The following is a 23,497-nucleotide window of genomic DNA, read 5'->3' as shown; positions in this document are numbered from 1 at the left end:
ATGTGTTACCCAAAGCCATCCAGTCCGTGTTTTCCCCTCTTTTTTTAGTGTGATTAACTGATTAAACCCGCACAGGTAACAGCCTTAAAAATCACCCTGCTGGCGAGCCACCAGCGTCAGAATGGAGTACAGCGCTACAGCCTGCTGGTGCTGATTGAAAATCTCAACCGCCCATTCGACCACGCCGGTGGGTTTTTCATCCGCCGTACGCTGTTTCTTCAGGGTTTTACGTTTGCAGGTCAGGCGCACCTGGATGGTATCGCCCGGTTTCACCGGCTCGATAAAGCGCAGGTTTTCCATGCCGTAGTTGGCGATCACCGGCCCCACACCTGCATCAACAAACAGCCCGGCGGCAGCGGAAATCAGGAAGTAACCGTGTACCACCCGCTCGCCAAAGATTGACTCCGCTGCGCCAATTTTGTCCATGTGAGCATAGAAATGATCTCCGCTCAGGCAGGCAAAGTTAACGATATCGGCTTCCGTCAGGGTTCGGCGCGGCGTCAGCAGGCTGTCGCCCGGCTGCAATTCCTCGAAGTATTTGCGGAACGGATGGACGCGATCTTCCTGCACCGTCGCGCCGCGTACCCACTGTTTGCCGATGGCGGCCAGCATGGTCGGGCTGCCCTGAATGGCGGTGCGCTGCATATAGTGTTTGACCGCACGCAGGCCACCCAGCTCCTCGCCGCCGCCTGCACGTCCGGGACCGCCATGCACGAGCTGCGGAAGCGGAGAACCGTGGCCGGTAGACTCTTTTGCTGACTCTTCATTAAGGATCTGAATGCGACCGTGTGCCCGCGCTGCACCAGAAATAAACTGGCGGGCGAGCGCGGGATCCGCCGTGACCAGCGTCCCGGCCAGGCTACCGCCGCCCGCGCGGGCAAGCTGCATCGCATGGTCTGCGTGGCGATATGGCATGAGAGTCGCCACCGGGCCGAACGCTTCGGTGGCGTGCACCGCCGGGGTCTCATCCGGCTGCGGGCAAAAGAGCAGGGTTGGCGGGTAAAACGCTCCGGCGGCCTGCAGATCGGCTTTTCCGCCCAGGCGAACCTGGCAGCCTGCGGCCACAAGCTGATCCACTTTCTCCTGCACGTCCGCACGCTGTTCGCTGTTGACCAGGGAACCCATTTTTACGCCTTCCTGCGCCGGGTCGCCCACCACCACCTTTTCCAGCCGGGCGATCAGCGCCTGACTTACCGCGTCAATCTGGTGTTGCGGCACGATAATGCGGCGGATGGCGGTACATTTCTGTCCGGCCTTGGCGGTCATCTCACGTACAACCTCGCGAATGAACAGGGCGAACTCGGGCTGTTCCGGCGTCACGTCTTCTCCCAGCACGCAGCAGTTCAGGGAGTCGGCTTCCATGGTGAACGGGATCGCGTTTGCCACAATATTCGGGTGAACACGCAGGGTCTGGCCGGTGCTGGCGGAGCCGGTAAACGTCACCACATCCTGGCTGTCGAGATGGTCCAGCAGATCGCCCGCGCCGCCGCAGATCAGGCTGATGGCGCCGTCCGGCACCAGACCGCTCTCCACGATCGCTTTCACCATCGCCTGCGTCACCTGCGCGGTGGCGGTAGCGGGTTTGATGATCGCCGGCATCCCGGCAAGCCACGTGGGGGCGAGTTTTTCCAGCATTCCCCAGCAGGGGAAGTTGAAGGCGTTAATATGCACCGCCACGCCCGATTTTGACGTCAGCACATGGCGCGCCGCAAAGCCGCCTTCTTTCGACAGCGGGATCAGTTCGTCCTCGGGCCACAGCGTGTCGTCCGGTAATTCACGGCTCCCCAGACTGGCATAGGTGAACAGCGTGCCAATCCCACCTTCAATATCTACCCAGCTGTCGGCCTTTGTCGCGCCGGTCTGGGCTGAAAGAGCATAAAACGTCTCTTTCAGGCTGAGCAGGTGCTTCGCCACCGCTTTCAGCATCGCCGCGCGTTCGATAAAGGTCATGGCGTGGAGCGCTTCACCGCCATGCGTAATGGCATAGCGACGTGCCGCCGCCATGTCCAGCCCTTCGCTGGTCACGCTCCAGAGCGCTTCACCGCTGATGGCGTGATGAATAGTACGTTCGCGGCCCCGGCCAGACTGCCAGACACCGGACAAGAAACTGGCTAACTGCTGCATCTCTTATCTCCACATGTTTCGTTATTTCACTATCAATAGTTTGATCATGAATCATAAAAATCAAGCTGAGCTTTAATGAATTGTTAACAATGTGATCTCAAGGGAAGGTGCGCGGCGGTTGTAGCCCTGATGTGGCGGCCTTTGCGCAAAAGCCCTGCGAGCGACATCACAAAATCAGGAAACATTTCTTGGGGGTATATTTAACCTTTGTGTAACTTTTAAAAGACAAAGTGATTCACAATTACGCTTTAAGTTGCAAACTAACGAATCATAAAGGTGATGACGTGACGCAAGAACAACGCTTTGAGCAGCGCATAGCGCAGGAGACGGCGATTGAGCCTCAGGACTGGATGCCGGAAGCCTATCGCAAGACGTTGATCCGCCAGATTGGTCAGCACGCCCACTCTGAAATTGTCGGCATGCTGCCGGAAGGGAACTGGATCACCCGCGCCCCGACGCTACGCCGCAAAGCGATCCTGCTGGCGAAAGTGCAGGACGAAGCCGGGCACGGGCTCTATCTCTACAGCGCGGCTGAAACGCTGGGCTGCGCGCGGGAAGACATCTACCAGAAAATGCTCGACGGCAAGATGAAATACTCCTCCATCTTTAACTATCCGACGCTGAGTTGGGCCGATATCGGTGTAATCGGCTGGCTGGTGGACGGTGCCGCTATCGTCAATCAGGTGGCGCTGTGCCGGACCTCTTACGGGCCGTACGCCCGCGCGATGGTGAAAATCTGTAAAGAAGAGAGCTTCCACCAGCGTCAGGGGTTTGAAGCCTGCATGGCGCTGGCGCAGGGGAGCGACGCCCAGCGGCAGATGCTGCAGGACGCCATCAACCGTTTCTGGTGGCCCGCCCTGATGATGTTCGGACCAAACGACGACAACTCGCCGAACAGCGCCCGCAGTCTCGCCTGGAAAATTAAACGCTTTGGCAATGACGAACTGCGTCAGCGCTTCGTCGACAACACCATCCCGCAGGTGGAGATGCTGGGGATGACGGTACCCGATCCCGACCTGCGCTTTGACGAGGAAACCGGCCACTACCGCTTCGGTGAGATTGACTGGCAGGAGTTTGACGAGGTGATCAACGGACGCGGGATTTGCAACCACGAACGCCTGGCCGCCAAGCGCAAAGCCTGGGAAGAGGGGGCGTGGGTGCGTGAAGCCGCACTGGCGCACGCAGAAAAACAACGCGCCCGTCAGGCCGCATAAGAGGAAATCACGATGAGCAATGTCTACTGGCCGCTGTACGAAGTGTTCGTACGCAGCAAACAAGGGTTATCCCACCGCCATGTTGGCAGTCTGCATGCCGCTGACGATCGCATGGCGCTGGAAAACGCGCGGGACGCCTATACTCGCCGCAGCGAAGGTTGCTCGATCTGGGTGGTGAAGGCGAGCGAGATCGTTGCCTCTCAGCCGGAAGAGAGCGGCGAGTTCTTCGACCCGGCGGAAAGCAAGGTCTACCGCCACCCGACGTTTTACACCATCCCTGATGGCATCGAGCATATGTGAGGTCAGGGATGAAAACAGTATCTGCATACGCCCTGCGTCTGGGCGACAACGGTCTGGTGCTCTCGCAGCGCCTCGGAGCCTGGTGCGGACACGCGCCGGAGCTGGAAATCGACCTTGCGCTCGCCAACATCGGTCTCGATCTGCTGGGGCAGGCGCGCAACTTCCTCGCCTGCGCGGCAGAGCGGGAAGGTCAGGGCGATGAAGACACCCTGGCCTTCGGCCGCGATGAGCGTCAGTTTCACAATTTACTGTTGGCAGAACAGCCGAACGGCAACTTCGCCGACACGATCGCCCGCCAGTATCTGATGGACGCGTGGAATGTTGCCCTCTACGAGCGGTTGATCCACAGCAGCGACAGTCAGCTTTCCGCTATCGCCGCCAAGGCGATTAAAGAGGCGCGTTATCACCTGCGCTTTAGCCGCGGCTGGCTGGTGCGCCTGGGAGACGGCACCGAAATCTCGTCGCAAAAAATGCAGCAGGCCATCGACAACCTGTGGCGCTTTACGGCCGAGTTGTTCGAGGTGGATGACGTTGAGCTTGAGCTTATTGAGTCCGGCGTTGCGGTTGATCCGCGCACCCTGCGCCAGCCGTGGGAACACGAAGTGTTTGCCGGACTGCGGGAAGCCACCCTGCGCGTGCCCTATGAGACGGCCTATCGTACCGGCGGAAAACGCGGGCTGCATACCGAGCATCTGGGCCCGATGCTGGCAGAGATGCAGTATCTCCAGCGCGCGTATCCCGGTCAGCAGTGGTAAAGGAGAACGCCATGCAACGTCTTGTCGACATCGCCCCCCCACAGGTTCCGCACATCTGGTCCCTGTTAAGCCAGATCCCAGACCCGGAAGTGCCGGTGCTCACCATCACCGATTTAGGCATGGTGCGCAGCGTCACCGCGCAGGGCGAAGGCTGGGTGATTGGCTTTACGCCAACCTATTCAGGCTGCCCGGCGACGGAACACCTGCTTGGCGCCATCCGCGACACCCTGACGGCGCACGGTTATACGCCGGTGCACATTGTGCTGCAGCTGGAACCCGCCTGGACGACCGACTGGATGACCGCCGATGCGCGTGAACGTCTGCGCGCGTATGGCATCAGCCCACCCGTGGGGCACAGCTGTCATGCCCACGTTCCCGCTGAGGTGAGTTGCCCGCGCTGCGCCAGCACCGACACCTCGCTTATCAGTGAGTTTGGTTCTACGGCCTGTAAGGCGCTGTATCGCTGTAATACCTGCCGCGAACCCTTCGACTATTTCAAATGTATTTGAGGTTGTCATGACAACGTTTCATTCATTAACAGTGGCAAAAGTAGAACCCGAAACCCGCGATGCGGTGACCATCACCTTCGCGGTTCCGCAGGCGTTGCAGGAGGCTTACCGCTTTCGTCCCGGCCAACACCTGACCCTGAAAACCAGACTGGGTGCAGACGAATTGCGCCGCTGTTACTCCATCTGCCGGAGTAGCGCGCCGGGGGAGATCAGCGTCGCGGTTAAAGCCATTGAAGGTGGACGTTTCTCTCGTTACGCCCGGGATGAGATCAAACCGGGCATGACGCTGGAGGTGATGGTTCCCCAGGGGCATTTTGGCTATCAGCCGCAGCCTGAACGGGAAGGTCACTATCTGGCGATTGCCGCAGGCTCCGGCATCACCCCGATGCTGGCGATTTTATCCGCCACGCTGGCCGCCGAACCGAACAGCCACTTCACCCTGATCTACGGCAACCGCAGCAGCCAGAGCATGATGTTCCGTCAGGCGCTGGCGGACCTGAAGGATAAATACCCGCAGCGGTTGCAGCTGGTTGCCATCTTCAGCCAGGAGCGGCTGGACAGCGACCTGCTTTACGGCCGTATCGACGGTGAAAAGCTGCAGGCGCTGGCAAAAACGCTGCTCAACTTCCGCCAGTACGACGAGGCCTTTATCTGCGGCCCGGCCGCGATGATGGACGAGGCTGAAGCGACCTTAAAAGCGCTGGGAATGGCCGAAAAATCCATTCACCTTGAGCGGTTCAATACGCCGGGCACGGCCGTTAAGCGCGCGGTGAGCGTGCAGGCGGAAGGCCAGAAGGTGATCGTGCGCCAGGACGGACGTGACCGCGAGATCGTCCTCACGGCGGACGACGAGAGCATTCTTGATGCCGCCCTGCGCCAGGGGGCGGATCTGCCGTATGCCTGCAAGGGAGGCGTCTGCGCCACCTGTAAGTGCAAAGTGCTGCGCGGCAAGGTGGACATGGCGACCAACTACAGCCTGGAGCCGGACGAACTGGCCGCCGGGTATGTACTGAGCTGTCAGGCGCTGCCGCTAACCGCCGACGTGGTCGTCGACTTTGACGCTAAGGGGATGGCATGAGCGAACTTCTGGTCACCCGTTATGACCGCGTGCTGCAACTCACGCTCAACCGGCCGGCGGCACGCAACGCCCTTAACAATGCGCTGCTGACACAGCTTGCAGAACAGCTGGAGGCGGCGGCAAGCGATAACACCCTCTCTGCCTGTGTGATTTACGGCAGCGAGCGCTGCTTTGCGGCCGGAGCCGATCTCAACGAAATGGCAGAAAAAGATCTGCCTGCCACCCTGAACGATAGTCGTCCTCAGCTGTGGAAGCGGATAGATGCCTTTAATAAACCGCTGATTGCCGCCGTGAACGGTTTTGCACTCGGGGCTGGCTGCGAGCTGGCCCTGCTGTGCGACGTAGTGATTGCCGGTGACAACGCCCGCTTCGGACTGCCGGAAATTACGCTTGGGATCATGCCCGGTGCGGGCGGCACGCAGCGCCTGATCCGCTGCGTGGGTAAATCGCTCGCCAGCAAAATGGTACTGACCGGGGAAAGCATTACGGCGCAGCAGGCCCAGCGTGCCGGTCTGGTCAGCGACGTTTTCCCGGCCTCGCTGACGCTGGAATACGCCCTGAAACAGGCAGCGCTGATGGCGCGCCACTCGCCGCTGGCGCTACAGGCGGCTAAACAGGCGCTGCGCCAGTCACAGGAGGTGCCACTGCAGGCGGGGCTGGCCCAGGAGCGCCAACTGTTCACGCTGCTCTCGGCCACGGAAGACAGGCGAGAAGGCATCGACGCCTTCTTACAGAAACGTACTCCCGACTTTAAAGGACGCTAATTGTGGAATTTATTCTCAGTCATGTAGAGCAAGGCGTAATGACCCTGACGCTGAACCGTCCGGAGCGTCTGAACAGCTTTAACGATGTGATGCACCAGCAGCTTGCAGAATGCCTGAAGCAGGCCGAGCGCGATGAGACGATCCGCTGTCTGCTGATCACCGGCGCAGGGCGCGGCTTCTGTGCCGGGCAGGATCTGAACGACCGTAACGTCGACCCGAACGGTCCTGCGCCGGATCTGGGGATGTCCGTCGAGACCTTTTATAACCCGCTGGTGCGTCGTCTGGCTGCGCTGCCAAAACCGGTGATTTGCGCGGTCAACGGCGTGGCGGCAGGAGCAGGGGCCACGCTGGCGCTGGGGTGCGACATGGTGATTGCCGCGCGTTCCGCCACCTTTGTGATGGCCTTCAGCAAGCTGGGGTTAGTCCCGGACTGCGGCGGAACCTGGTTCCTGCCGCGCGTGGCCGGACGTGCCCGTGCCATGGGGCTGGCGCTGCTTGGCGACAAACTGAGCGCCGAACAGGCGCACGCCTGGGGAATGATCTGGCAGGTGGTGGATGACGACCAGCTCTCCAGCACGGCGCAGCAGCTGGCGCTGCACTTTGCCTCGCAGCCCACCTTTGGGCTGGGGCTGATCAAGCAGGCGATCAATGCCGCGGAAACCAACACCCTGGACGCACAGCTTGACCTGGAGCGCGATTATCAACGGCTGGCCGGACGCAGCGACGATTACCGTGAGGGCGTGAGCGCCTTTCTGGCGAAGCGCGTGCCGAATTTTACGGGGAAGTAAGATGCTGAACATTCGTACTGTCGCCGTCATTGGAAGCGGGACAATGGGCGCCGGAATAGCCGAAGTCGCGGCAAGCCATGGGCATCAGGTGATGATGTACGACATCGCCTCAGACGCCATTTCCCGCGCCATTGACGGCATTCGCCAGCGCCTGGCCTCCCGGGTGACGCGGGGCAAACTCACTGAGGAGGCGTGTGGGCAGATCCTCGCCCGGCTGACCCCGGTCACGGATATCAGTGCGCTAACCGCGGCGGACCTGGTGATAGAAGCCGCCTCCGAGCGCCTTGAGGTGAAAAAAGCGCTGTTTGCCGAACTGGCGGAGATCTGCCCGCCGCAGACCCTGCTTACCAGCAACACATCTTCTATCTCGATCACGGCGATTGCGGCGGATATCCGTCATCCAGAGCGAGTGGCAGGCCTGCATTTCTTTAACCCGGCACCGGTGATGAAGCTGGTGGAGGTGGTTAGCGGGCTGGCGACCTCGCCGGAAGTGGCCGACGCGCTGTGCGAGCTTGCGCTGAACTGGGGGAAACAGCCGGTGCGCTGCCAGTCGACGCCGGGCTTCATCGTAAATCGCGTGGCGCGTCCCTTCTATTCCGAAGCCTGGCGCGCGCTGGAGGAACAGGTTGCAGCTCCTGAAGTCATTGATGCTGCCCTGCGCGAAGGCGGCGGTTTCCCGATGGGGCCGCTGGAACTGACCGATCTGATTGGTCAGGACGTTAACTTCGCCGTGACCTGTTCGGTGTTTAACGCATTCTGGCAGGAGCGGCGTTTTCTCCCTTCACTGGTGCAGCAGGAGCTGGTGCTGGCGGGGCGACTGGGCAAAAAAAGTGGGAAGGGCGTTTACGACTGGCGAGGCGAATCGCCACAGGTGCCATGGCTCGACGCGGTCAACGACAGCTTTAGCCCAATGCGGGTTGAACGAAAACGTGACGGCGTCACGGAAATCGATGATGTGTTGCTGATTGAAACGCAGGGCGAAACCGCTCAGGCGCTGGCGCTGCGCCTCAACTGCCCGGTGGTGGTGGTTGATCGCATTGAGCGCGACGTGGCGGTGATTGCGTCGGCGGCCAGCAACCCGCATACCGCGACGCAAAAAGTCATCCGCTACCTGCAACAGCAGGGAAAGCGGGTGGTGCAGATTGCCGATTACCCTGGCCTGCTGGTCTGGCGCACGGTGGCGATGATTGCCAACGAAGCGCTGGATGCGCTGCAAAAAGGGGTCGCCAGCGAAAAAGATATCGATACCGCCATGCGTCTGGGCGTGAACTACCCGTCCGGGCCGATTGCCTGGGGCGAGCGGCTGGGCTGGCAACGTCTGTTAACGCTGCTGGAAAACCTGCAGCGTCATTACGGCGAAGAACGTTATCGCCCCTGTTCACTGCTGCGCCAGCGTGCGCTTCTGGAGAGTAGCTATGAGTCATAACGCCTGGCATAACGCCCGCACCATGTACGAACAGGATGCCTGCGCGCAGGCAATGGGGATGGACATTATCGACATGGACGAAGGTTACGCAGTGGTGACCATGACCATCACCCCGCAGATGCTTAACGGCCATAAAACCTGCCACGGCGGACAGCTCTTCTCGCTGGCCGACACCGCGTTTGCCTACGCCTGCAACAGCCAGGGGCTGGCGGCGGTGGCCTCTGGCTGCACAATCGATTTCCTTCGACCGGGCTTTGTCGGAGACAAGCTGACCGCCACCGCGCGGGTTAAGCATCAGGGCAAACTGACCGGCGTGTATGACATCGAAATTCAGAACCAACAACAGAAAACCGTCGCTCTCTTTCGCGGAAAATCCCACCGCATCGGCGGCAATGTGACAGGAGAAGCCTGATGCGTGACGCATTTATTTGTGATGGGGTGCGAACCCCGGTGGGGCGGTACGGCGGGGCGTTATCCGCCGTACGCGCGGACGATCTGGGCGCTATACCGCTGCGTGCCTTGCTGGAGCGCTATCCGCAGCTCGACCCGGAGCGGATTGATGATGTGATCTTCGGCTGCGCTAACCAGGCGGGGGAAGACAACCGCAACGTGGCGCGTATGGCGTCGCTGCTGGCCGGGCTGCCGCAGACCGTCTCCGGCACGACGATCAACCGCCTGTGCGGCTCGGGGCTGGATGCGGTTGGCTTTGCTGCACGCGCCATAAAATCCGGTGATGGCGATCTGCTGATTGCCGGTGGCGTGGAGTCGATGTCCCGCGCGCCGTTTGTGATGGCGAAAGCCACCGCGGCGTTTCAGCGCCAGGCGGAGATCTTCGATACCACCCTTGGCTGGCGATTTGTGAATCCGCTCATGCATCAGACGTTCGGAACTGACAGCATGCCGGAAACGGCAGAGAATGTAGCTGAATTGTTAAATATCAGCCGTGCCGATCAGGATGCGTTCGCGCTGCGCAGCCAGCAGCGTACCGCCCGGGCGCAGCAAAACGGCATTCTGGCGCAGGAGATCGTGCCGGTGCTGGTGCCGGGGAAAAAAGGGACCGTCACGGAGGTCTCTGTTGATGAGCACCCGCGCGCCGACACCACGCTGGCGCAACTTGCCGCCCTGAAAGCGCCGTTTCGCAAAAATGGCGTCGTTACCGCAGGTAACGCCTCTGGGGTGAACGATGGCGCCGCTGCACTGATTATCGCCAGCGAGCAGATGGCGCTCGCACAGGGGCTTGTGCCGCGCACGCGGATTGTGGCCATGGCCACCGCAGGCGTGGAGCCACGTCTGATGGGGCTAGGGCCGGTGCCCGCCACTCGTAAAGTGCTGGAGCGAGCGGGGCTCAGTATTAACGAGATGGATGTGATTGAGCTGAACGAAGCCTTCGCCTCGCAGGCGCTGGGCGTGCTGCGTCAGCTGGGTTTGCCGGACGATGCCGCACACGTCAATCCGAACGGAGGGGCCATTGCGTTAGGCCATCCGCTGGGAATGAGCGGTGCCAGGCTGGTGCTGGCCGCGAGCAATGAATTGCATCGACGCCACGGGCGCTACGCGCTGTGTACGATGTGCATCGGTGTGGGTCAGGGCATTGCCATGATCCTTGAGCGTGTTTGAGCGAACAATAATGTGAGTACCCTGCGATGATAAATACAACAAAGCTTGATCCGATCGAAACCGCGTCCATTGACGAATTACAGGCGTTGCAGACCCAACGTCTGAAATGGACGCTGAACCACGCCTATAACAACGTGCCGATGTACAAACGTAAGTTTGATGCCGCGGGCGTTCACCCTGACGATTTCCGCGAACTGGCCGATATTCGCAAGTTCCCGTGTACCACCAAGCAGGATCTGCGCGATAACTATCCGTTCGATACCTTCGCCGTACCGATGGAGCAGGTGGTGCGTATTCATGCCTCCTCCGGCACAACCGGGAAACCGACCGTCGTGGGCTATACCCAGAGCGACATTGACAACTGGGCCAATCTGGTGGCCCGCTCCCTGCGTGCCGCCGGGGGCAGCGCGAAGGACAAAATCCATGTGGCCTATGGTTATGGTCTGTTTACCGGCGGGCTGGGCGCTCACTACGGTGCCGAGCGTTTAGGGGCCACGGTGATCCCGATGTCCGGCGGCCAGACCGAGAAGCAGGCGCAGCTGATCCGCGATTTTAAGCCGGATATGATCATGGTGATGCCTTCCTACTGCCTCAACCTGATTGAAGAACTGGAGCGCCAGATGGGCGGCGATGCCAGCGCCTGCTCCCTGCGCGTGGGCGTGTTCGGTGCCGAGCCGTGGACCCAGGCGATGCGTCATGAGATCGAAAAACGGTTAGGCATTACGGCGCTGGATATCTACGGCCTTTCGGAAGTGATGGGGCCGGGCGTGGCGATGGAGTGTCTCGAAACCGCCGACGGCCCGACCATCTGGGAAGATCACTTCTACCCGGAGATCGTCAACCCGAACGACGGCACCCCGCTTAATGACGGCGAGCAGGGCGAACTGCTGTTCACCACGCTGACCAAAGAGGCGCTGCCGGTGATCCGCTATCGCACCCGTGACCTGACCCGTCTGCTGCCGGGTACCGCCCGCACCATGCGCCGCATGGACAGGATCAGCGGTCGCAGCGATGACATGCTCATTATCCGCGGTGTGAACGTCTTCCCGTCGCAGCTGGAAGAGGAGATTGTGAAGTTTGAGCATCTCTCTCCGCATTACCAGCTGGAGGTGAACCGTCGGGGGCATCTTGATTCACTTTCTGTAAAAGTGGAGCTGAAAGAGAGCAGTCTTTCGCTGACCCACGAACAGCGCTGTCAGGTCTGCCATCAGCTGCGTCATCGCATAAAATCGATGGTCGGGATTTCCACGGACGTCATGATCGTTAACTGCGGCAGCATCCCGCGCTCGGAGGGGAAAGCCTGCCGGGTGTTTGACCTGCGTAAAGTGGCGGCCAACGGTTGAATTATCCTCATTCTACGTTCCCTCTCCCACAGGGAGAGGGTGTATTGAGTTCCCTCTCCCTGTGGGAGGGGTTAGGGTGAGGGTCTATCCAGGATTCGTATGCTATGATTCATCCAGGACAAAAACACCAACAGAATGAATCACATGAAACTCGACGCCTTTATTCAGCATGCGGTCAGTTCGGTTCCCATCAGCGGGACGTCGCTAATCTCCTCGTTATACGGTGACGCGCTTTCCCATCGCGGCGGCGAGATTTGGCTTGGCAGCCTGGCCGCGTTGCTCGAAGGGATGGGCTTTGGCGAGCGCTTCGTGCGAACCGCGCTGTTTCGCCTCAACAAAGAGGGCTGGCTGGATGTCTCCCGCATCGGGCGTCGCAGTTATTACCGCCTGAGCGACAAAGGGCTGCGTTTAACCCGCAGGGCGGAGAATAAGATCTACCGCGCGGAGCTGCCCGCCTGGGATGGCAAATGGCTGCTGCTGCTCTCCGAAGGTCTCGATAAAACCACGCTTGCCGATGTGAAAAAACAACTTATCTGGCAAGGGTTTGGCACGCTGGCGCCCAGCCTGATGGCTTCGCCCTCGCAGCATCTGGCGGATGTGCAGTCGCTGCTTCATGACGCGGGCGTGGCGGAAAATGTCATCTTCTTCGAAGCCCATTCACCACTGGCACTTTCGCGCGCGGCGCTGCGTTCCCGCGTTGAGGAGTGCTGGCAGCTGACCGAACAGAACGCGATGTACGAGACGTTTATTCAGTCGTTCCGTCCGCTGCTGCCGCTGCTGAAAGAGGCTACGCCGGAAGAGCTTACGCCGGAGCGTTGCTTCCACATCCAGCTGTTACTGATCCACTTTTATCGTCGCGTGGTGCTGAAAGATCCGCTGCTGCCAGAGGAGCTACTGCCTGCACACTGGGCGGGTCAAAGCGCGCGACAGCTTTGCATCAACATCTATCAGCGTGTGGCACCGGGAGCGCTGGCGTTTGTCAGCGAGAAAGGCGAAACCTCGGTGGGTGAATTGCCCGTGCCCGGCACGCTTTATTATCAACGCTTTGGTGGTCTTGCGACCGCATAAGGAGTGAGGATGCCTGTTTATCAAATTGACGGTCTGACGCCGGTGGTGCCAGACGAGAGCTATGTCCACCCGACAGCGGTGCTCATTGGCGATGTGATCCTGGGCAAAGGCGTGTATGTCGGCCCCAATGCCAGCCTGCGCGGCGACTTTGGCCGTATTGTGGTGAAAGATGGCGCGAACATTCAGGATAACTGCGTGATGCACGGCTTCCCGGAGCAGGATACGGTGGTGGAAGAGGACGGCCATATCGGCCACAGCGCCATTCTGCACGGCTGTATTGTCCGCCGCAACGCCCTGGTAGGGATGAACGCGGTGGTGATGGATGGTGCGGTGATTGGCGAAAACAGCATCGTCGGCGCGGCGGCGTTTGTGAAGGCGAAAGCCGAGATGCCCGCTAACCATTTGATTATCGGCAGTCCGGCGAAAGCGATTCGTGAGCTGAGTGAACAGGAACTGGCCTGGAAGCAGCAGGGCACGCGCGAGTATCAGGTGCTGGTGGAGCGCTGTAAGCTGACGATGCATCAGGTGGAGCCGCTGCGCGAAGAAGAGCCAGGACGCAAACGACTGACGTTTGATGAGAATTTACGGCCGAAATCGGCGGTGTGAGCGGGGGGAATGTATATTACCGGGCAAGGGAGCATCCTGTGACATTACTCATACGACAAGCAACATCAGCAGATTCAGTATTACTCAGTGAACTGGGCTATCGCATCTATCCCGCGCACTTTAAGCATCTGTGGAAGTCGGAATTAGAGCTAAACGATTTTCTGAAGTCCGAATATTCTGTTGCGGCGATAGAACAGAGTCTGAGAGACAGCGGCACAAGCTGGTATGTGGCGGACCTTGATCAGCCGATTGGTTTTATGAAACTGACATGGGAAGCCACAATCTCTGATACCGACATCAGCGGTGTGCTTCTTAACAAACTCTATCTTGATCCGACTAAGACGAGTAATCACTACGGTCAGAGCATGTTTAGCAGCGTCATCGAACTTACCCGCAGTCATGGCAAAAAGTTTCTGTGGCTCGAGGTGCTTGAACAGAATGAACGTGCCCGGCGATTTTATGAAAAGCAGGGGATGCGGTTTATCAAGGATACGGTTTTCGAAACAGCGTCGCAGCGGAGTGTATTGAAGATCATGGGGATGGAGTTATAGCTTTCCTTTGCTTATAGGGGGCGTTTTGTCTTCGTCAGACAGGGATTATTGGTTCAGAAAGAGGGATGGGGGAGATCTGGCTATGCGGGCTCATCAACAGCACAAGTCACGTAAATTGTATCGTAGCGTCAACACGACGACACGACACTATTCTAACAACCCTGGCGCTGAGTATCGCTGGGAACGTAATCGTAAAAAATCCGGGGATGAGCTGCTGGTAACACGTGAAACCATGCACAGTGGACAAAAGCGAGGACGTGACTACACGCCATTGTTTTACTTTTTGCTCAAACAGATTGGCAAGCGGTGGGATGACGTTTTCAGTGAAGTTTGTGGACGTCTTGATACTACCGAGCCTGTGTTCTGGTTAGTCGCGTTGCATGAGCCTCAGCAAAGGGATTTAGTTTGTATTGGCGATAGCAGCTTTTATCCGGGCCTGTTTGTTGACGAGAATGGCATTTTACAACAGGTTAACCCATCGATTAGTGCAAAGGATGTAAAGGTGACTTGCCGCTGCTGTACGCACACCTTTATTGGTGAGCCTGTTCCCTGGAGGGAGGAGTGAAATATGGGCTGTTGCGCTACATACCCTGATGAAGTAAGTCAGGATATTTGCCGGATAAACCCCCAATAATTTACGTAGCCGGGATCCATTCAACAATAGTTCTTGCCAACTCCCTGGGCTGTTCGAGCGGAATCATATGGCCGCAATCCAGAATGATTCTTAACGACGCATAAGGTATGGCTTCGACCAATTCTTCTGCCTCCTTCATCGAACGGATGGCATCATCTTCACTGGCGATAACCAGTGTTGGACAACGTATCGTTGCAGAAGGTATACCTTGCCTGGACAAGGATGATTGCGTGATGAAGGCTTCAAATCCCAGAGAGCATCCCATTTTCTGGATAGCTGAAATCATATCCTGATTTGATGTGTTTAGAGGGTGGAGTGACCGGGCAATAGCATGTCTGCTCAGCCCCTTAAACGTTGTGGGGGACAATGACTGCACGCTTTTCCGCTTTGCTTCAGCCTCTAACGGCGTATCTTCCCGTAAGGAACTGGCAATAAGCACTAAGGACTCTACACGTTCAGGGAATTCTGCTGCCAGTTGCCGGGCAATATACCCTCCCATCGAAAAACCTATCAAAGAAAACTTCTCAGGCAGAAGAGTAATCAAATGCTGCACTACATCATGAATGGTTCGTCCTTCAGTTACCGCTGCATGATGAACAATACAGTTTGAATCGCCACGGATAATCTAGACACTTCCTAGCCGTTGATAATACTGGTTTTCATATTCTGTCGGTGACATCTGATCGCTGGAACCATGCCGACGCTTACTGTTATAAAACATTTCGATGTAATCAAAAATATCGCTGCGGGGCTTCTTCCCCGCGTTCCGTAGCTCTTTTCTTTATCCGTTCGCGTTTCAACAACTGGAAAAAGCTTTCTGCAACCGCATTATCATGGCAGTTACCGCGACGGCTCATGCTGCCCTCCAGGCCGTGTGATTTCAGGAACGACTGCCACTCATGGCTTGTGTACTGACTGCCCTGATCCGAATGAACCAGCACCTGTTTTTGGGGATTACGGCGCCATACAGCCATCAGCAGTGCGTTCAGGACCAATGTCCTTTGTCATCCGGGATTGCATGGACCAGCCGATAATTTTGCGTGAGAACAGATCAACAACCACGGCAAGATACAGCCAGCCTTCGTGGGTCCTGATGTAGGTTATGTCCGTTACCCAACGCTTATCCGGAGCATCCGGATTGAACTGTCGCTGGAGCCTGTTGGGCGACACGATACTGGCCTCGCCTTTACGTGCCCGCGGGCTCCGGTATCCGACCTGAGCCTTTATCCCGACACGTTTCATCAGTCGCCAGACTCTGTTCACTCCGCACTGTTGCCCGCTGTCCCGCAGATCCAGATGGATTTTGCGATAACCATAGACGCATCCCGATTCCAGCCAGAACTGTTTAATCTGTCCTGTCAGTCTCAGGTCTGCCTGATGGCGTTGTGAATGCGGCTGCTGAAGCCAGGCGTAAAAACCACTGGGATGAACATCCAGCACCCGACAGAGCAGGCGAACAGGCCAGCAACAGGTGTTGTCACGGATAAAGGCGTACCTCAGTCGGACAGCTTTGCGAAGTACGCCGCGGCTTTTTTTAATATGTCCCGTTCGTCGGTAACCCGCTTCAGCTCTTTCTGGAGACGGCGGATCTCGGCCTGAGCATCTGACTGTTCTTTATTAGCGGAAGAATCCGGACCGTACTTCTTTATCCAGGCGTAAAGGCTGTGGGTGGTGATATCGAGACGTGTTGCAACGCTGGCAACAGAATAACCGCGATCAACAACCTGTTTGACTGCTTCAGTTTTAAACTCTTCGGGATAACGCTTACCGCTCATGGGCACCTCTCTTTAAGCCATCTTAAATGACTCTGAGGTGTCTGTTAAACCCGTGGCGATTCAGTTTGACGGGAGGTATGTTTCAAATTCATGCCAAAGCATTTCATTCAGCATTGAAGTGGTCAACAAAAACTGGCCACCGCGTTAGAGTTTTTCCAGTATCGGTTTTCTGATTCGTTTGGCGGTAACCCACCATTATATTCGTGCGGTCTTAGTGCGCTGTAATATCCAACGATATAGTCCGTTATTGCGTGAGCTGCATCGCTGAAGCTTACATAGCCCGTCGCCGGCACCCATTCGTTCTTCAGACTCCTGAAGAAGCGCTCCATTGGGCTGTTATCCCAGCAGTTTCCACGCCGACTCATACTCTGCCTGATCCGGTATCGCCACAGTAACTGCCGGAACTGCCTGCTCGTATAATGGCTGCCTTGATCGCTGTGGAACATCACCCCGACGGGCTTACCACGGGTTTCCCATGCCATTTCCAGTGCTTTCATGGTGAGCCTGCTGTCCGGCGAGAACGACATGGCCCAGCCCACTGGTTTTCTTGCGAACAGGTCGAGAACAACGGCGAAGGTACGCCCAGCGCTTACCCGTCCAGATATAGGTCACATCACCGCCCCACACCTGATTTGGTTCCGTTACGGCGAACTGTCGCTCAAGATGATTCGGGATAGCAACGTGCTCATGACCGCCACGCTTATACCGGTGAGTCGGCTGCTGGCAACTGACCAGCCCCAGCTCTTTCATGAGTCTGCCAGCAAGCCAGCGCCCCATCTGGTAACCTCTCTGGGTTGCCATTGTGGCGATGCTTCTTGCTCCGGCAGAGCCGTGGCTGATGCCATGCAGTTCAAGTACCTGACTGCGTAATACAGCCCGTCTGCCGTCTGGCTTTTCAGGACGGTTTTTCCAGTATTTGTAGCTGCTGCGATGAACCCCGAACACATGGCAGAGAGTGGCCACAGGATAACGCGCCCTGAGTTTCCCGATTATCGAGAACTGTTCAGGGAGTCTGACATCAAGAGCGCGGTAGCCTTTTTTAATATTTCATTTTCCATTTCAATACGTTGTAGCTTTTTCCTGAGCTCACGGATTTCAATTTGTTCCGGGGTAATGGGGGAGGCTTTTGGTGTTTTGCCCTGCCGTTCATCACGTAATTGTTTCACCCATCGCGTCATTGTGGAAAGGCCGACATCCATAGCGCTGGCTGCATCTGCCACGGTGTAGTTCTGGTCAACGACCAGTTGAGCGGATTCGCGTTTAAACTCTGCGCTGAAATTTCTTTTTTTCATTATGACACCTGTGTTGTTCTGAGGTGAGCATATCACCTCTGTTCAGGTGGCCAAATTCAGTAAACCACTTCACATAAACCCTGGAATTAAAACGATTTTACGCGGCTTTAAACTCATAGGTCTCGCTTAAATGCATCAGTGTATTTATTGGATTAGACAGGTTAAAAATATCTTACTAACTGCGACAATATCAAATTTCAGCCATGGGTAGGCGTTGTCTATTTCCACAGAGTTTCTGAACGTTTCTAACGTCCTCCCAGGCTTCCTCCACCATCAACAGGCAGTACTACGCCAGTAATAAAACTCGCTTCTGGTGATAAAAGAAAGGCTATTGCTGAAGCCACTTCAGCAGGAGAACCCAGTCTGCCCATTGGGATTGTCGATAAAATACGTTGTTCTGCTTCACTTCCAACAGGTCGTGTTTTATGAAAAAGCTCTGTCTCTATTGGCCCAGGAGCAATCGCATTTGAGGTGATCCCGAATTGAGCAAGCTCTAATGCCCAGGTCCGTGTACAACCTACCAGAGCACTTTTTGCTGCTGAGTAAGCTGTTCTGTCAATCGCACCGTAGATGGCACGGCTACATACATTAACTATTCTTCCCCAGCCTCTGCTCTTCATGTTGCCGATGAGTGCTTGTGTTATTTGAACTGCCACCCGTACGTTTATATCCATGACCTTCAGGAACGTTTGAATATCAATGCCTCCTGACCTGCTCCCCGTTGATTAGTACACCCCGATGTTAGTAATGTCTTCATAAGCCACATGAGGACATCCCCATGAAGAAGCGTTTTTCCGACGAACAGATCATCAGTATTCTCCGCGAAGCCGAAGCTGGGGTACCCGCCCGTGAACTCTGCCGCAAGCATGCCATTTCCGATGCCACGTTTTACACCTGGCGTAAGAAGTATGGCGGTATGGAGGTGCCTGAAGTTAAGCGCCTGAAGTCGCTTGAGGAAGAGAACGCCAGACTCAAGAAGCTGCTTGCCGAAGCCATGCTGGATAAAGAGGCGCTTCAGGTGGCTCTTGGGCGAAAGTACTGACGACAGACCAGAAGCGGGAAGCCGTGATGTTGATGTGTGATGCGACCGGTCTGTCGCAACGTCGTGCCTGCAGGCTTACAGGTTTATCCCTGTCGACCTGCCGCTATGAGGCTCACCGTCCGGCTGCTGATGCGCATTTATCAGGGCGCATCACTGAGCTGGCACTGGAGCGCAGGCGTTTTGGCTACCGTCGTATTTGGCAGTTGCTGCGCCGTGAAGGGCTTCATGTTAATCATAAGCGCGTGTACCGGCTTTATCACCTCAGTGGCCTGGGCGTAAAACGCAGAAGACGTCGTAAAGGGCTGGCAACAGAACGTCTGCCGCTGCTCCGTCCGGCGGCGCCCAATCTGACCTGGTCGATGGATTTCGTCATGGACGCACTTTCCACCGGTCGCAGGATCAAGTGTCTTACCTGCGTCGATGATTTCACAAAGGAATGCCTGACGGTCACTGTTGCCTTTGGGATTTCAGGCGTTCAGGTCACGCGTATTCTGGACAGCATTGCACTGTTTCGAGGCTATCCGGCGACGATAAGAACTGACCAGGGGCCGGAGTTCACTTGCCGTGCACTGGATCAATGGGCCTTTGAGCATGGTGTTGAGTTGCGCTTAATCCAGCCGGGCAAGCCAACGCAGAACGGATTTATTGAGAGCTTTAACGGACGATTTCGCGATGAATGTTTGAATGAGCACTGGTTCAGCGATATCGTTCATGCCAGGAAAATTATTAATGACTGGCGGCAGGATTATAACGAATGCCGCCCGCACTCCACGCTGAATTATCAGACACCGTCTGAATTTGCAGCGGGCTGGAGAAAGGGTCATTCTGAGAATGAAGATTCCGACGTTACTAACTGAGTGTTGTATCTAATCGTGGGGGCAGGTCACTCCAAGTTGTTGGGGTAAGGCTACACCCACATTATTTACAATGCCGTGAATTTCGTGATTTTCGACTATTTTTAATAAAATTAAGTTAGTCTCATCAGCGCTACTCAGGTCAGCCGTATATAAAACCCCCGGAAAGCTGGCATCAACATTACGGGCAATACCCACAACCTGGTGACCCTGTTCTGATAATTTGTCACTGAGTGCTCTTCCTATCCCTTTTGTTGCACCAGTGATTAGATAAGTGCGATAAGGCCCCATATTAAAATCCTCAGTTTCGTTTGGCAGAATGAGAATCCAATGCTTACTGAAATCCCATTTTTTACTAACCCTTTATTAGGCTAGCAGAATAATTGCCAACGTTTGCTCCTCGCTCAAAACCGACGCTCACGCAGGAACAGAATGGCGTATTGGTACACATGCCAGCCTGCAATCATGACCTGTCAACCTGACGCGATACGTTCCTTATCCCTATCAAGTGCCGCCCCGTCATCTAACACGGGGCGGGAATTGGCGTTCCATCCAAATAAATCAGAAACTGTACGTAACCTTCAAACTTCCCGTCGGCGAGGTTTTTCGCTGAACAATCGGGCTGTCGGCTGCATCTCCCATCAGCTGCGTAACGCCTGCGCCAGCAACCACGCTCCAGCGTTGGGTGAGCTTGTGCGTCCAGTCGAGATTCGTTGACCAGGCATAAATTCCCGCGCCAGCGTCATATCGGGCAAATCCGGATGCGGCGGACTGGGATGCATTCACCCCATAGTAAGTCTGCATGTACTTGCTGCTGCCCCAGCTACCGGTCAGCGACAGCGTCACCGCGTTGTTCGGTGAGGTAAAGAGCGGGCTGGAAATGCCGAAATGCAGCGCTTCGCCGTTGTCTCGCTCCGAAACCGGCACCTCTGCCTGTAATTGCAGATTCAGCCAGTCGGTCACTTTGTACCCCAGCCCTGGCACCACCAGAGCCGAACCTTTGATGTCGCCCATACCGCGCAAATAATCGCTGCCGCCGCTGATCGAATCGCTGTCCACGTCCCGATCCTTACGGCCCGCGCGATAGCTCAGCGCCGCGCTGTAATCCAGGTTGCCGATGTTGTTGCCGTAACCGATCCCTCGCGTGGTGCTGACGAAGAATCCGTTATACATCGCGTAATCCACCACCACCGCCGTGGTGGCACGGTTTTTATCCGAACCCGAATAGCGGGGCGCAACATCCACGCCTCCGCCTAAAGTCAGCACGTTGCCCTGTTGTTCTGAGGCCAGTACCGGGGTGGCCAGTAATGCCAGCAGCGCGCCTGGCACGATGTTCTTCAGACTGAGCCCCGGGAGCGAAAGGGGGACCGAGTGACGCAGTTCGATATGTCTCATTAAAGAAGTCCTTTTGGATTCAAATGATTACGTTACAAGCGGTGTTAATCGCCAGAGCGCCCAGTTTGAATGTCCACCCTAAGGTTCTTATGAGCTCAAAATGAAGAAAGACTGAAGCAGATGCCGATGATGCAAAACTGTTAAATTACCTGTTACCGTCTCTTTCTTAAGACGTTCTTCATTCACGGTTGATAAAGTTGCCCTTGTGAAAATATTACTTATTGAAGACGACCTTGATCTCGGCAATGGCGTGCGTATTGCCCTTGCAGATCAAGGATTAGATGTCATATGGGTCCGCCGCAAAGAGGATGCGCTGCATCAACTTGCTGTCTGCGCGCCTGAACTTATTCTGCTCGACCTGGGGCTGCCGGATGGCGATGGCATGAGCCTGATGGCGTACGTGCGTCAGCAGCTAAAAGGCATCCCCGTTATTATCCTGACGGCGCGAGAAACGCTGCAGGATCGCCTGAGCGGGCTGGATGCCGGTGCCGATGACTATCTGGTTAAACCGTTTGTGCTCGCCGAGCTGCTGGCCCGGGTGAGGGCGCTTGCGCGACGCAGTTATGGCTATCAAAACGAGGCGGTAGAAATCAGAGGATTATCCCTGCATGTGCCGACGCGTCGCGTCACGGTGAGTTCCCGCCATATTGAGCTGACGGCCAGCGAATACGCGCTGCTTGAAACCCTGATGTTGCGTGCTGACCGCGTGCTTACGCGCCGTTTTCTGGAAGAAAGGATCTTTGGTGCGAAAGAAAACATGAGTAATGCGCTTGATGTGCATATGGGGAACTTGCGTCGAAAAATTGGCGACGGCTATGTACGAACGGTGCGGGGCGTCGGGTATGTCATTGACACCGTTGCGATTCAGAAGGGAGCAAATTGATGCGAAACCTGTGGCGTTTCCTGCGGGTGCCCACGCTGGTGCGGCGAATCATGGTCGCTCAGATGCTTCTGCTGACCCTGCTGTGGTGTCTTTTTTTAACCTGGATGTTGTGGGATGACTTGCGTAGCCCCCCGATCCTGACCGGCGATAAGACATATAAAACCATATTTACTCTTGTTGAACACATGGAAGGGCGTACGCAGGAACGAAGCGAGGTGCTGGAGCAATTCAGCCAGGCGTTGCGGGAAGATTACGGCGGCGGGGATGATGCGGGACTCTCCATCACCATGATTATTCGCAAGCATAATGCAATACTGTATGCCTCTGCTGGCGCACCGATAGGCGTGAAAAATACCCGGTTGGGGAAGATAGAACGAATTCACAGCGACGGACGTAGCTGGACCAGCCGCACGCTAAAATCCGCGAATTCCGACGTGGAGGTGACGCTGGTGACGCCTGCAGCGGGGTGGAATTTCTTTATCTACCTCAACTCGCGCGGCTACTACATCATGCCGCTGCTGGTGTGTATTCCTTTTCTTCTGTTTCCCGCATGGCTGTCAATCCGCATCGCTATGCGCCCGTGGAACAACGTCGTGAATGAAATTGCCTCGCGCGCGCCAGAAGATCTCTCTCCGTTAAAGGCGGTTCCAACGCACCGGGAGCTTAGCCAGATGGTGAATGCGATTAATCAGTTCCTTGCCAGGGTGCGAGAAAGCACGGAAAGGGAGCGGGTATTTATTGCCGATGCCGCTCACGAACTGCGCACGCCGCTGGCTGCGATGCGAATCAATGTGGAGGCGTTGCAGGCCTACGTCAGCAGTGATAATCAACAGGCGCTACTTGCAGGGATTATTCGCAGCAATAGCCGGGCGGCACGTCTGGTTAATCAGCTTTTGCTGATGATGCACAGCGAAGCAAGCGTGGATACGGCGATGGAGCCGGTGCCGCTTACGACGCTCATCCAGGAGCGCATGGCGGTGCTGGCACCGCTCGCCGCGGAACGTAATATTGAGCTTGAATTCTACGCTCTGGAAGAAAGCTGGGTGAGCGGTGTCAGGGAGCGTCTGATGTCGCTTATCGATAATGTGATTGAAAATGCCATCAAATACAGCCCGCAAGGCGGGCGGGTGGCGGTCGATCTCTTTTCGGCGGAGACGTCCACTCAATTCAGCGTCTCCGATGCCGGGCCGGGTATTCCGGTGGCGTTGAGGGAACGGGTGTTTGACCGGTTTTTCCGCGATCCGAATCAGGTGCAGAACGGGAGCGGGCTGGGTCTGGCCATCGTTAAAGCGGTGGCGCAGCAGCACAACAGCAGCGTGAGCCTGAGTACCTCTGCTGACGGTGGGCTCAGGGTGACGGTGGATTTCCCCAACCCGGCGTTTGCCTGAAGAAAACGCGAGGGTGATCCCATTTCGTGCGTGATGGAAACTCTTTTTTACGGGGCGGGTCAAAGTAGATAGCTTCAAAATAATTACGGTA

General features: G+C 56.6%; 23 protein-coding genes and 2 pseudogenes. 18 read left to right on the top strand and 7 right to left on the bottom strand.

The features are described 5' to 3' along the window. Positions 1 to 84: 84 nt before the first annotated feature. A complete protein-coding gene (gene paaZ / locus ECL_RS10585; RefSeq protein WP_013096762.1) occupies positions 85 to 2,124 on the bottom strand; it encodes a phenylacetic acid degradation bifunctional protein PaaZ in 2,040 nt (679 codons plus the stop codon). A 284-nt stretch (positions 2,125 to 2,408) separates the two neighbouring features. On the opposite strand from paaZ, the gene paaA reads away from it, so the two are divergent. The 15 genes from paaA (at position 2,409) to ECL_RS10510 (ending at position 14,708) form a co-directional block, all read left to right on the top strand. Continuing rightward, positions 2,409 to 3,338, top strand: coding sequence for a 1,2-phenylacetyl-CoA epoxidase subunit PaaA (paaA, locus tag ECL_RS10580; RefSeq protein WP_013096761.1), 930 nt, complete (start codon positions 2,409 to 2,411; stop codon positions 3,336 to 3,338). Positions 3,339 to 3,350: 12 nt separating this feature from the next. After that, positions 3,351 to 3,638, top strand: coding sequence for a 1,2-phenylacetyl-CoA epoxidase subunit PaaB (paaB, locus tag ECL_RS10575; protein WP_003857353.1), 288 nt, complete (start codon positions 3,351 to 3,353; stop codon positions 3,636 to 3,638). A gap of 8 nt (positions 3,639 to 3,646) precedes the next feature. Beyond that, on the top strand, positions 3,647 to 4,393 hold the full coding sequence (gene paaC, locus ECL_RS10570) for a 1,2-phenylacetyl-CoA epoxidase subunit PaaC (protein WP_013096760.1): 747 nt from the start codon (positions 3,647 to 3,649) through the stop codon (positions 4,391 to 4,393). A gap of 11 nt (positions 4,394 to 4,404) precedes the next feature. After that, positions 4,405 to 4,902 carry a 1,2-phenylacetyl-CoA epoxidase subunit PaaD gene (paaD, locus tag ECL_RS10565; protein ID WP_013096759.1) on the top strand — a complete coding sequence of 166 codons (498 nt, stop codon included), beginning with the start codon at positions 4,405 to 4,407 and terminating at the stop codon, positions 4,900 to 4,902. Positions 4,903 to 4,909: 7 nt separating this feature from the next. Further along, a complete protein-coding gene (gene paaE, locus ECL_RS10560; protein WP_013096758.1) occupies positions 4,910 to 5,980 on the top strand; it encodes a 1,2-phenylacetyl-CoA epoxidase subunit PaaE in 1,071 nt (356 codons plus the stop codon). After that, the gene (gene paaF, locus ECL_RS10555; RefSeq protein WP_013096757.1) at positions 5,977 to 6,744 is read left to right on the top strand and encodes a 2,3-dehydroadipyl-CoA hydratase PaaF; all 768 of its coding nucleotides are present in this window, start codon (positions 5,977 to 5,979) and stop codon (positions 6,742 to 6,744) included. The genes paaE and paaF overlap by 4 nt, the downstream gene beginning before the upstream one ends. Then, positions 6,744 to 7,532, top strand: coding sequence for a 2-(1,2-epoxy-1,2-dihydrophenyl)acetyl-CoA isomerase PaaG (gene paaG, locus ECL_RS10550; RefSeq protein ID WP_095439401.1), 789 nt, complete (start codon positions 6,744 to 6,746; stop codon positions 7,530 to 7,532). Before paaF ends, paaG begins: the two co-directional genes overlap by 1 nt. Before the next feature lies 1 nt (position 7,533). After that, the gene (gene paaH, locus ECL_RS10545) at positions 7,534 to 8,958 is read left to right on the top strand and encodes a 3-hydroxyacyl-CoA dehydrogenase PaaH (protein WP_013096755.1); all 1,425 of its coding nucleotides are present in this window, start codon (positions 7,534 to 7,536) and stop codon (positions 8,956 to 8,958) included. Next, entirely contained in the window at positions 8,948 to 9,370 is a 423-nt protein-coding gene (gene paaI, locus ECL_RS10540; protein ID WP_013096754.1) for a hydroxyphenylacetyl-CoA thioesterase PaaI, read from the top strand. The genes paaH and paaI overlap by 11 nt, the downstream gene beginning before the upstream one ends. Beyond that, a complete protein-coding gene (pcaF, locus tag ECL_RS10535; RefSeq protein WP_013096753.1) occupies positions 9,370 to 10,575 on the top strand; it encodes a 3-oxoadipyl-CoA thiolase in 1,206 nt (401 codons plus the stop codon). Before paaI ends, pcaF begins: the two co-directional genes overlap by 1 nt. Before the next feature lie 26 nt (positions 10,576 to 10,601). Then, a complete protein-coding gene (gene paaK / locus ECL_RS10530) occupies positions 10,602 to 11,918 on the top strand; it encodes a phenylacetate--CoA ligase PaaK (protein ID WP_013096752.1) in 1,317 nt (438 codons plus the stop codon). A 135-nt stretch (positions 11,919 to 12,053) separates the two neighbouring features. Further along, a complete protein-coding gene (paaX, locus tag ECL_RS10525; protein ID WP_029883661.1) occupies positions 12,054 to 12,986 on the top strand; it encodes a phenylacetic acid degradation operon negative regulatory protein PaaX in 933 nt (310 codons plus the stop codon). A gap of 9 nt (positions 12,987 to 12,995) precedes the next feature. Beyond that, on the top strand, positions 12,996 to 13,592 hold the full coding sequence (gene paaY, locus ECL_RS10520) for a phenylacetic acid degradation protein PaaY (RefSeq protein ID WP_013096750.1): 597 nt from the start codon (positions 12,996 to 12,998) through the stop codon (positions 13,590 to 13,592). Between the two features lie 38 nt (positions 13,593 to 13,630). Further along, on the top strand, positions 13,631 to 14,143 hold the full coding sequence (locus ECL_RS10515) for a GNAT family N-acetyltransferase (RefSeq protein WP_013096749.1): 513 nt from the start codon (positions 13,631 to 13,633) through the stop codon (positions 14,141 to 14,143). A gap of 82 nt (positions 14,144 to 14,225) precedes the next feature. Beyond that, on the top strand, positions 14,226 to 14,708 hold the full coding sequence (locus ECL_RS10510) for a hypothetical protein (RefSeq protein WP_013096748.1): 483 nt from the start codon (positions 14,226 to 14,228) through the stop codon (positions 14,706 to 14,708). Positions 14,709 to 14,778: 70 nt separating this feature from the next. Here ECL_RS10510 and ECL_RS10505 read toward each other — a convergent pair whose 3' ends face one another. From ECL_RS10505 to ECL_RS10490, 4 genes and pseudogenes are all read right to left on the bottom strand, one after another. Continuing rightward, on the bottom strand, positions 14,779 to 15,330 hold the full coding sequence (locus tag ECL_RS10505; RefSeq protein WP_237707068.1) for an alpha/beta fold hydrolase: 552 nt from the start codon (positions 15,328 to 15,330) through the stop codon (positions 14,779 to 14,781). A gap of 72 nt (positions 15,331 to 15,402) precedes the next feature. Continuing rightward, a pseudogene (locus tag ECL_RS10500) lies at positions 15,403 to 16,552 on the bottom strand (IS3 family transposase). A 122-nt stretch (positions 16,553 to 16,674) separates the two neighbouring features. Continuing rightward, positions 16,675 to 17,844, bottom strand: a pseudogene (locus tag ECL_RS10495) (IS3-like element ISEc52 family transposase). 245 nt (positions 17,845 to 18,089) lie between these two features. After that, complete coding sequence (locus ECL_RS10490; protein WP_256125062.1) at positions 18,090 to 18,539, bottom strand: SDR family oxidoreductase; 450 nt, start codon at positions 18,537 to 18,539, stop codon at positions 18,090 to 18,092. An 83-nt stretch (positions 18,540 to 18,622) separates the two neighbouring features. On the opposite strand from ECL_RS10490, the gene ECL_RS10485 reads away from it, so the two are divergent. Then, positions 18,623 to 19,743 (top strand): IS3-like element ISSen4 family transposase gene (locus ECL_RS10485; protein WP_087451024.1). Its coding sequence is split into 2 segments (ribosomal slippage): positions 18,623 to 18,881 and positions 18,881 to 19,743, totalling 1,122 coding nucleotides; the frame shifts between segments, so codons are not numbered across the junction. Between the two features lie 9 nt (positions 19,744 to 19,752). On the opposite strand, the gene ECL_RS10480 is transcribed toward ECL_RS10485, so the two are convergent. After that, positions 19,753 to 20,031, bottom strand: a complete 279-nt coding sequence (locus ECL_RS10480; RefSeq protein ID WP_054442341.1) for an SDR family NAD(P)-dependent oxidoreductase — start codon at positions 20,029 to 20,031, stop codon at positions 19,753 to 19,755. Positions 20,032 to 20,301: 270 nt separating this feature from the next. Further along, the gene (locus ECL_RS10475) at positions 20,302 to 21,135 is read right to left on the bottom strand and encodes a MipA/OmpV family protein (RefSeq protein ID WP_013096744.1); all 834 of its coding nucleotides are present in this window, start codon (positions 21,133 to 21,135) and stop codon (positions 20,302 to 20,304) included. Positions 21,136 to 21,340: 205 nt separating this feature from the next. Between ECL_RS10475 and ECL_RS10470 the strand changes: the two genes are divergently transcribed. After that, complete coding sequence (locus ECL_RS10470; RefSeq protein WP_013096743.1) at positions 21,341 to 22,018, top strand: response regulator; 678 nt, start codon at positions 21,341 to 21,343, stop codon at positions 22,016 to 22,018. Further along, positions 22,018 to 23,406, top strand: coding sequence for a sensor histidine kinase (locus tag ECL_RS10465; protein ID WP_013096742.1), 1,389 nt, complete (start codon positions 22,018 to 22,020; stop codon positions 23,404 to 23,406). Before ECL_RS10470 ends, ECL_RS10465 begins: the two co-directional genes overlap by 1 nt. Positions 23,407 to 23,497: the final 91 nt, after the last annotated feature.

Source organism: Enterobacter cloacae subsp. cloacae ATCC 13047 (assembly GCF_000025565.1).
Lineage (GTDB): Bacteria > Pseudomonadota > Gammaproteobacteria > Enterobacterales > Enterobacteriaceae > Enterobacter > Enterobacter cloacae.
Note: the sequence above shows the minus strand (reverse complement) of the source record. Positions and strands in the feature narration are given on the sequence as shown.

What these genes read in the sequence shown, in the direction of transcription:
- paaZ (WP_013096762.1), bottom strand. Translation starts at nt 2,124, where the DNA reads ATGCAGCAGTTAGCCAGTTTCTTGTCCGGTGTCTGGCAGTCTGGCCGG.
- paaB (WP_003857353.1), top strand. Translation starts at nt 3,351, where the DNA reads ATGAGCAATGTCTACTGGCCGCTGTACGAAGTGTTCGTACGCAGCAAA.
- paaC (WP_013096760.1), top strand. Translation starts at nt 3,647, where the DNA reads ATGAAAACAGTATCTGCATACGCCCTGCGTCTGGGCGACAACGGTCTG.
- paaD (WP_013096759.1), top strand. Translation starts at nt 4,405, where the DNA reads ATGCAACGTCTTGTCGACATCGCCCCCCCACAGGTTCCGCACATCTGG.
- paaE (WP_013096758.1), top strand. Translation starts at nt 4,910, where the DNA reads ATGACAACGTTTCATTCATTAACAGTGGCAAAAGTAGAACCCGAAACC.
- paaF (WP_013096757.1), top strand. Translation starts at nt 5,977, where the DNA reads ATGAGCGAACTTCTGGTCACCCGTTATGACCGCGTGCTGCAACTCACG.
- paaH (WP_013096755.1), top strand. Translation starts at nt 7,534, where the DNA reads ATGCTGAACATTCGTACTGTCGCCGTCATTGGAAGCGGGACAATGGGC.
- paaI (WP_013096754.1), top strand. Translation starts at nt 8,948, where the DNA reads ATGAGTCATAACGCCTGGCATAACGCCCGCACCATGTACGAACAGGAT.
- pcaF (WP_013096753.1), top strand. Translation starts at nt 9,370, where the DNA reads ATGCGTGACGCATTTATTTGTGATGGGGTGCGAACCCCGGTGGGGCGG.
- paaK (WP_013096752.1), top strand. Translation starts at nt 10,602, where the DNA reads ATGATAAATACAACAAAGCTTGATCCGATCGAAACCGCGTCCATTGAC.
- paaX (WP_029883661.1), top strand. Translation starts at nt 12,054, where the DNA reads ATGAATCACATGAAACTCGACGCCTTTATTCAGCATGCGGTCAGTTCG.
- paaY (WP_013096750.1), top strand. Translation starts at nt 12,996, where the DNA reads ATGCCTGTTTATCAAATTGACGGTCTGACGCCGGTGGTGCCAGACGAG.
- ECL_RS10510 (WP_013096748.1), top strand. Translation starts at nt 14,226, where the DNA reads ATGCGGGCTCATCAACAGCACAAGTCACGTAAATTGTATCGTAGCGTC.
- ECL_RS10480 (WP_054442341.1), bottom strand. Translation starts at nt 20,031, where the DNA reads ATGGGGCCTTATCGCACTTATCTAATCACTGGTGCAACAAAAGGGATA.
- ECL_RS10475 (WP_013096744.1), bottom strand. Translation starts at nt 21,135, where the DNA reads ATGAGACATATCGAACTGCGTCACTCGGTCCCCCTTTCGCTCCCGGGG.
- ECL_RS10465 (WP_013096742.1), top strand. Translation starts at nt 22,018, where the DNA reads ATGCGAAACCTGTGGCGTTTCCTGCGGGTGCCCACGCTGGTGCGGCGA.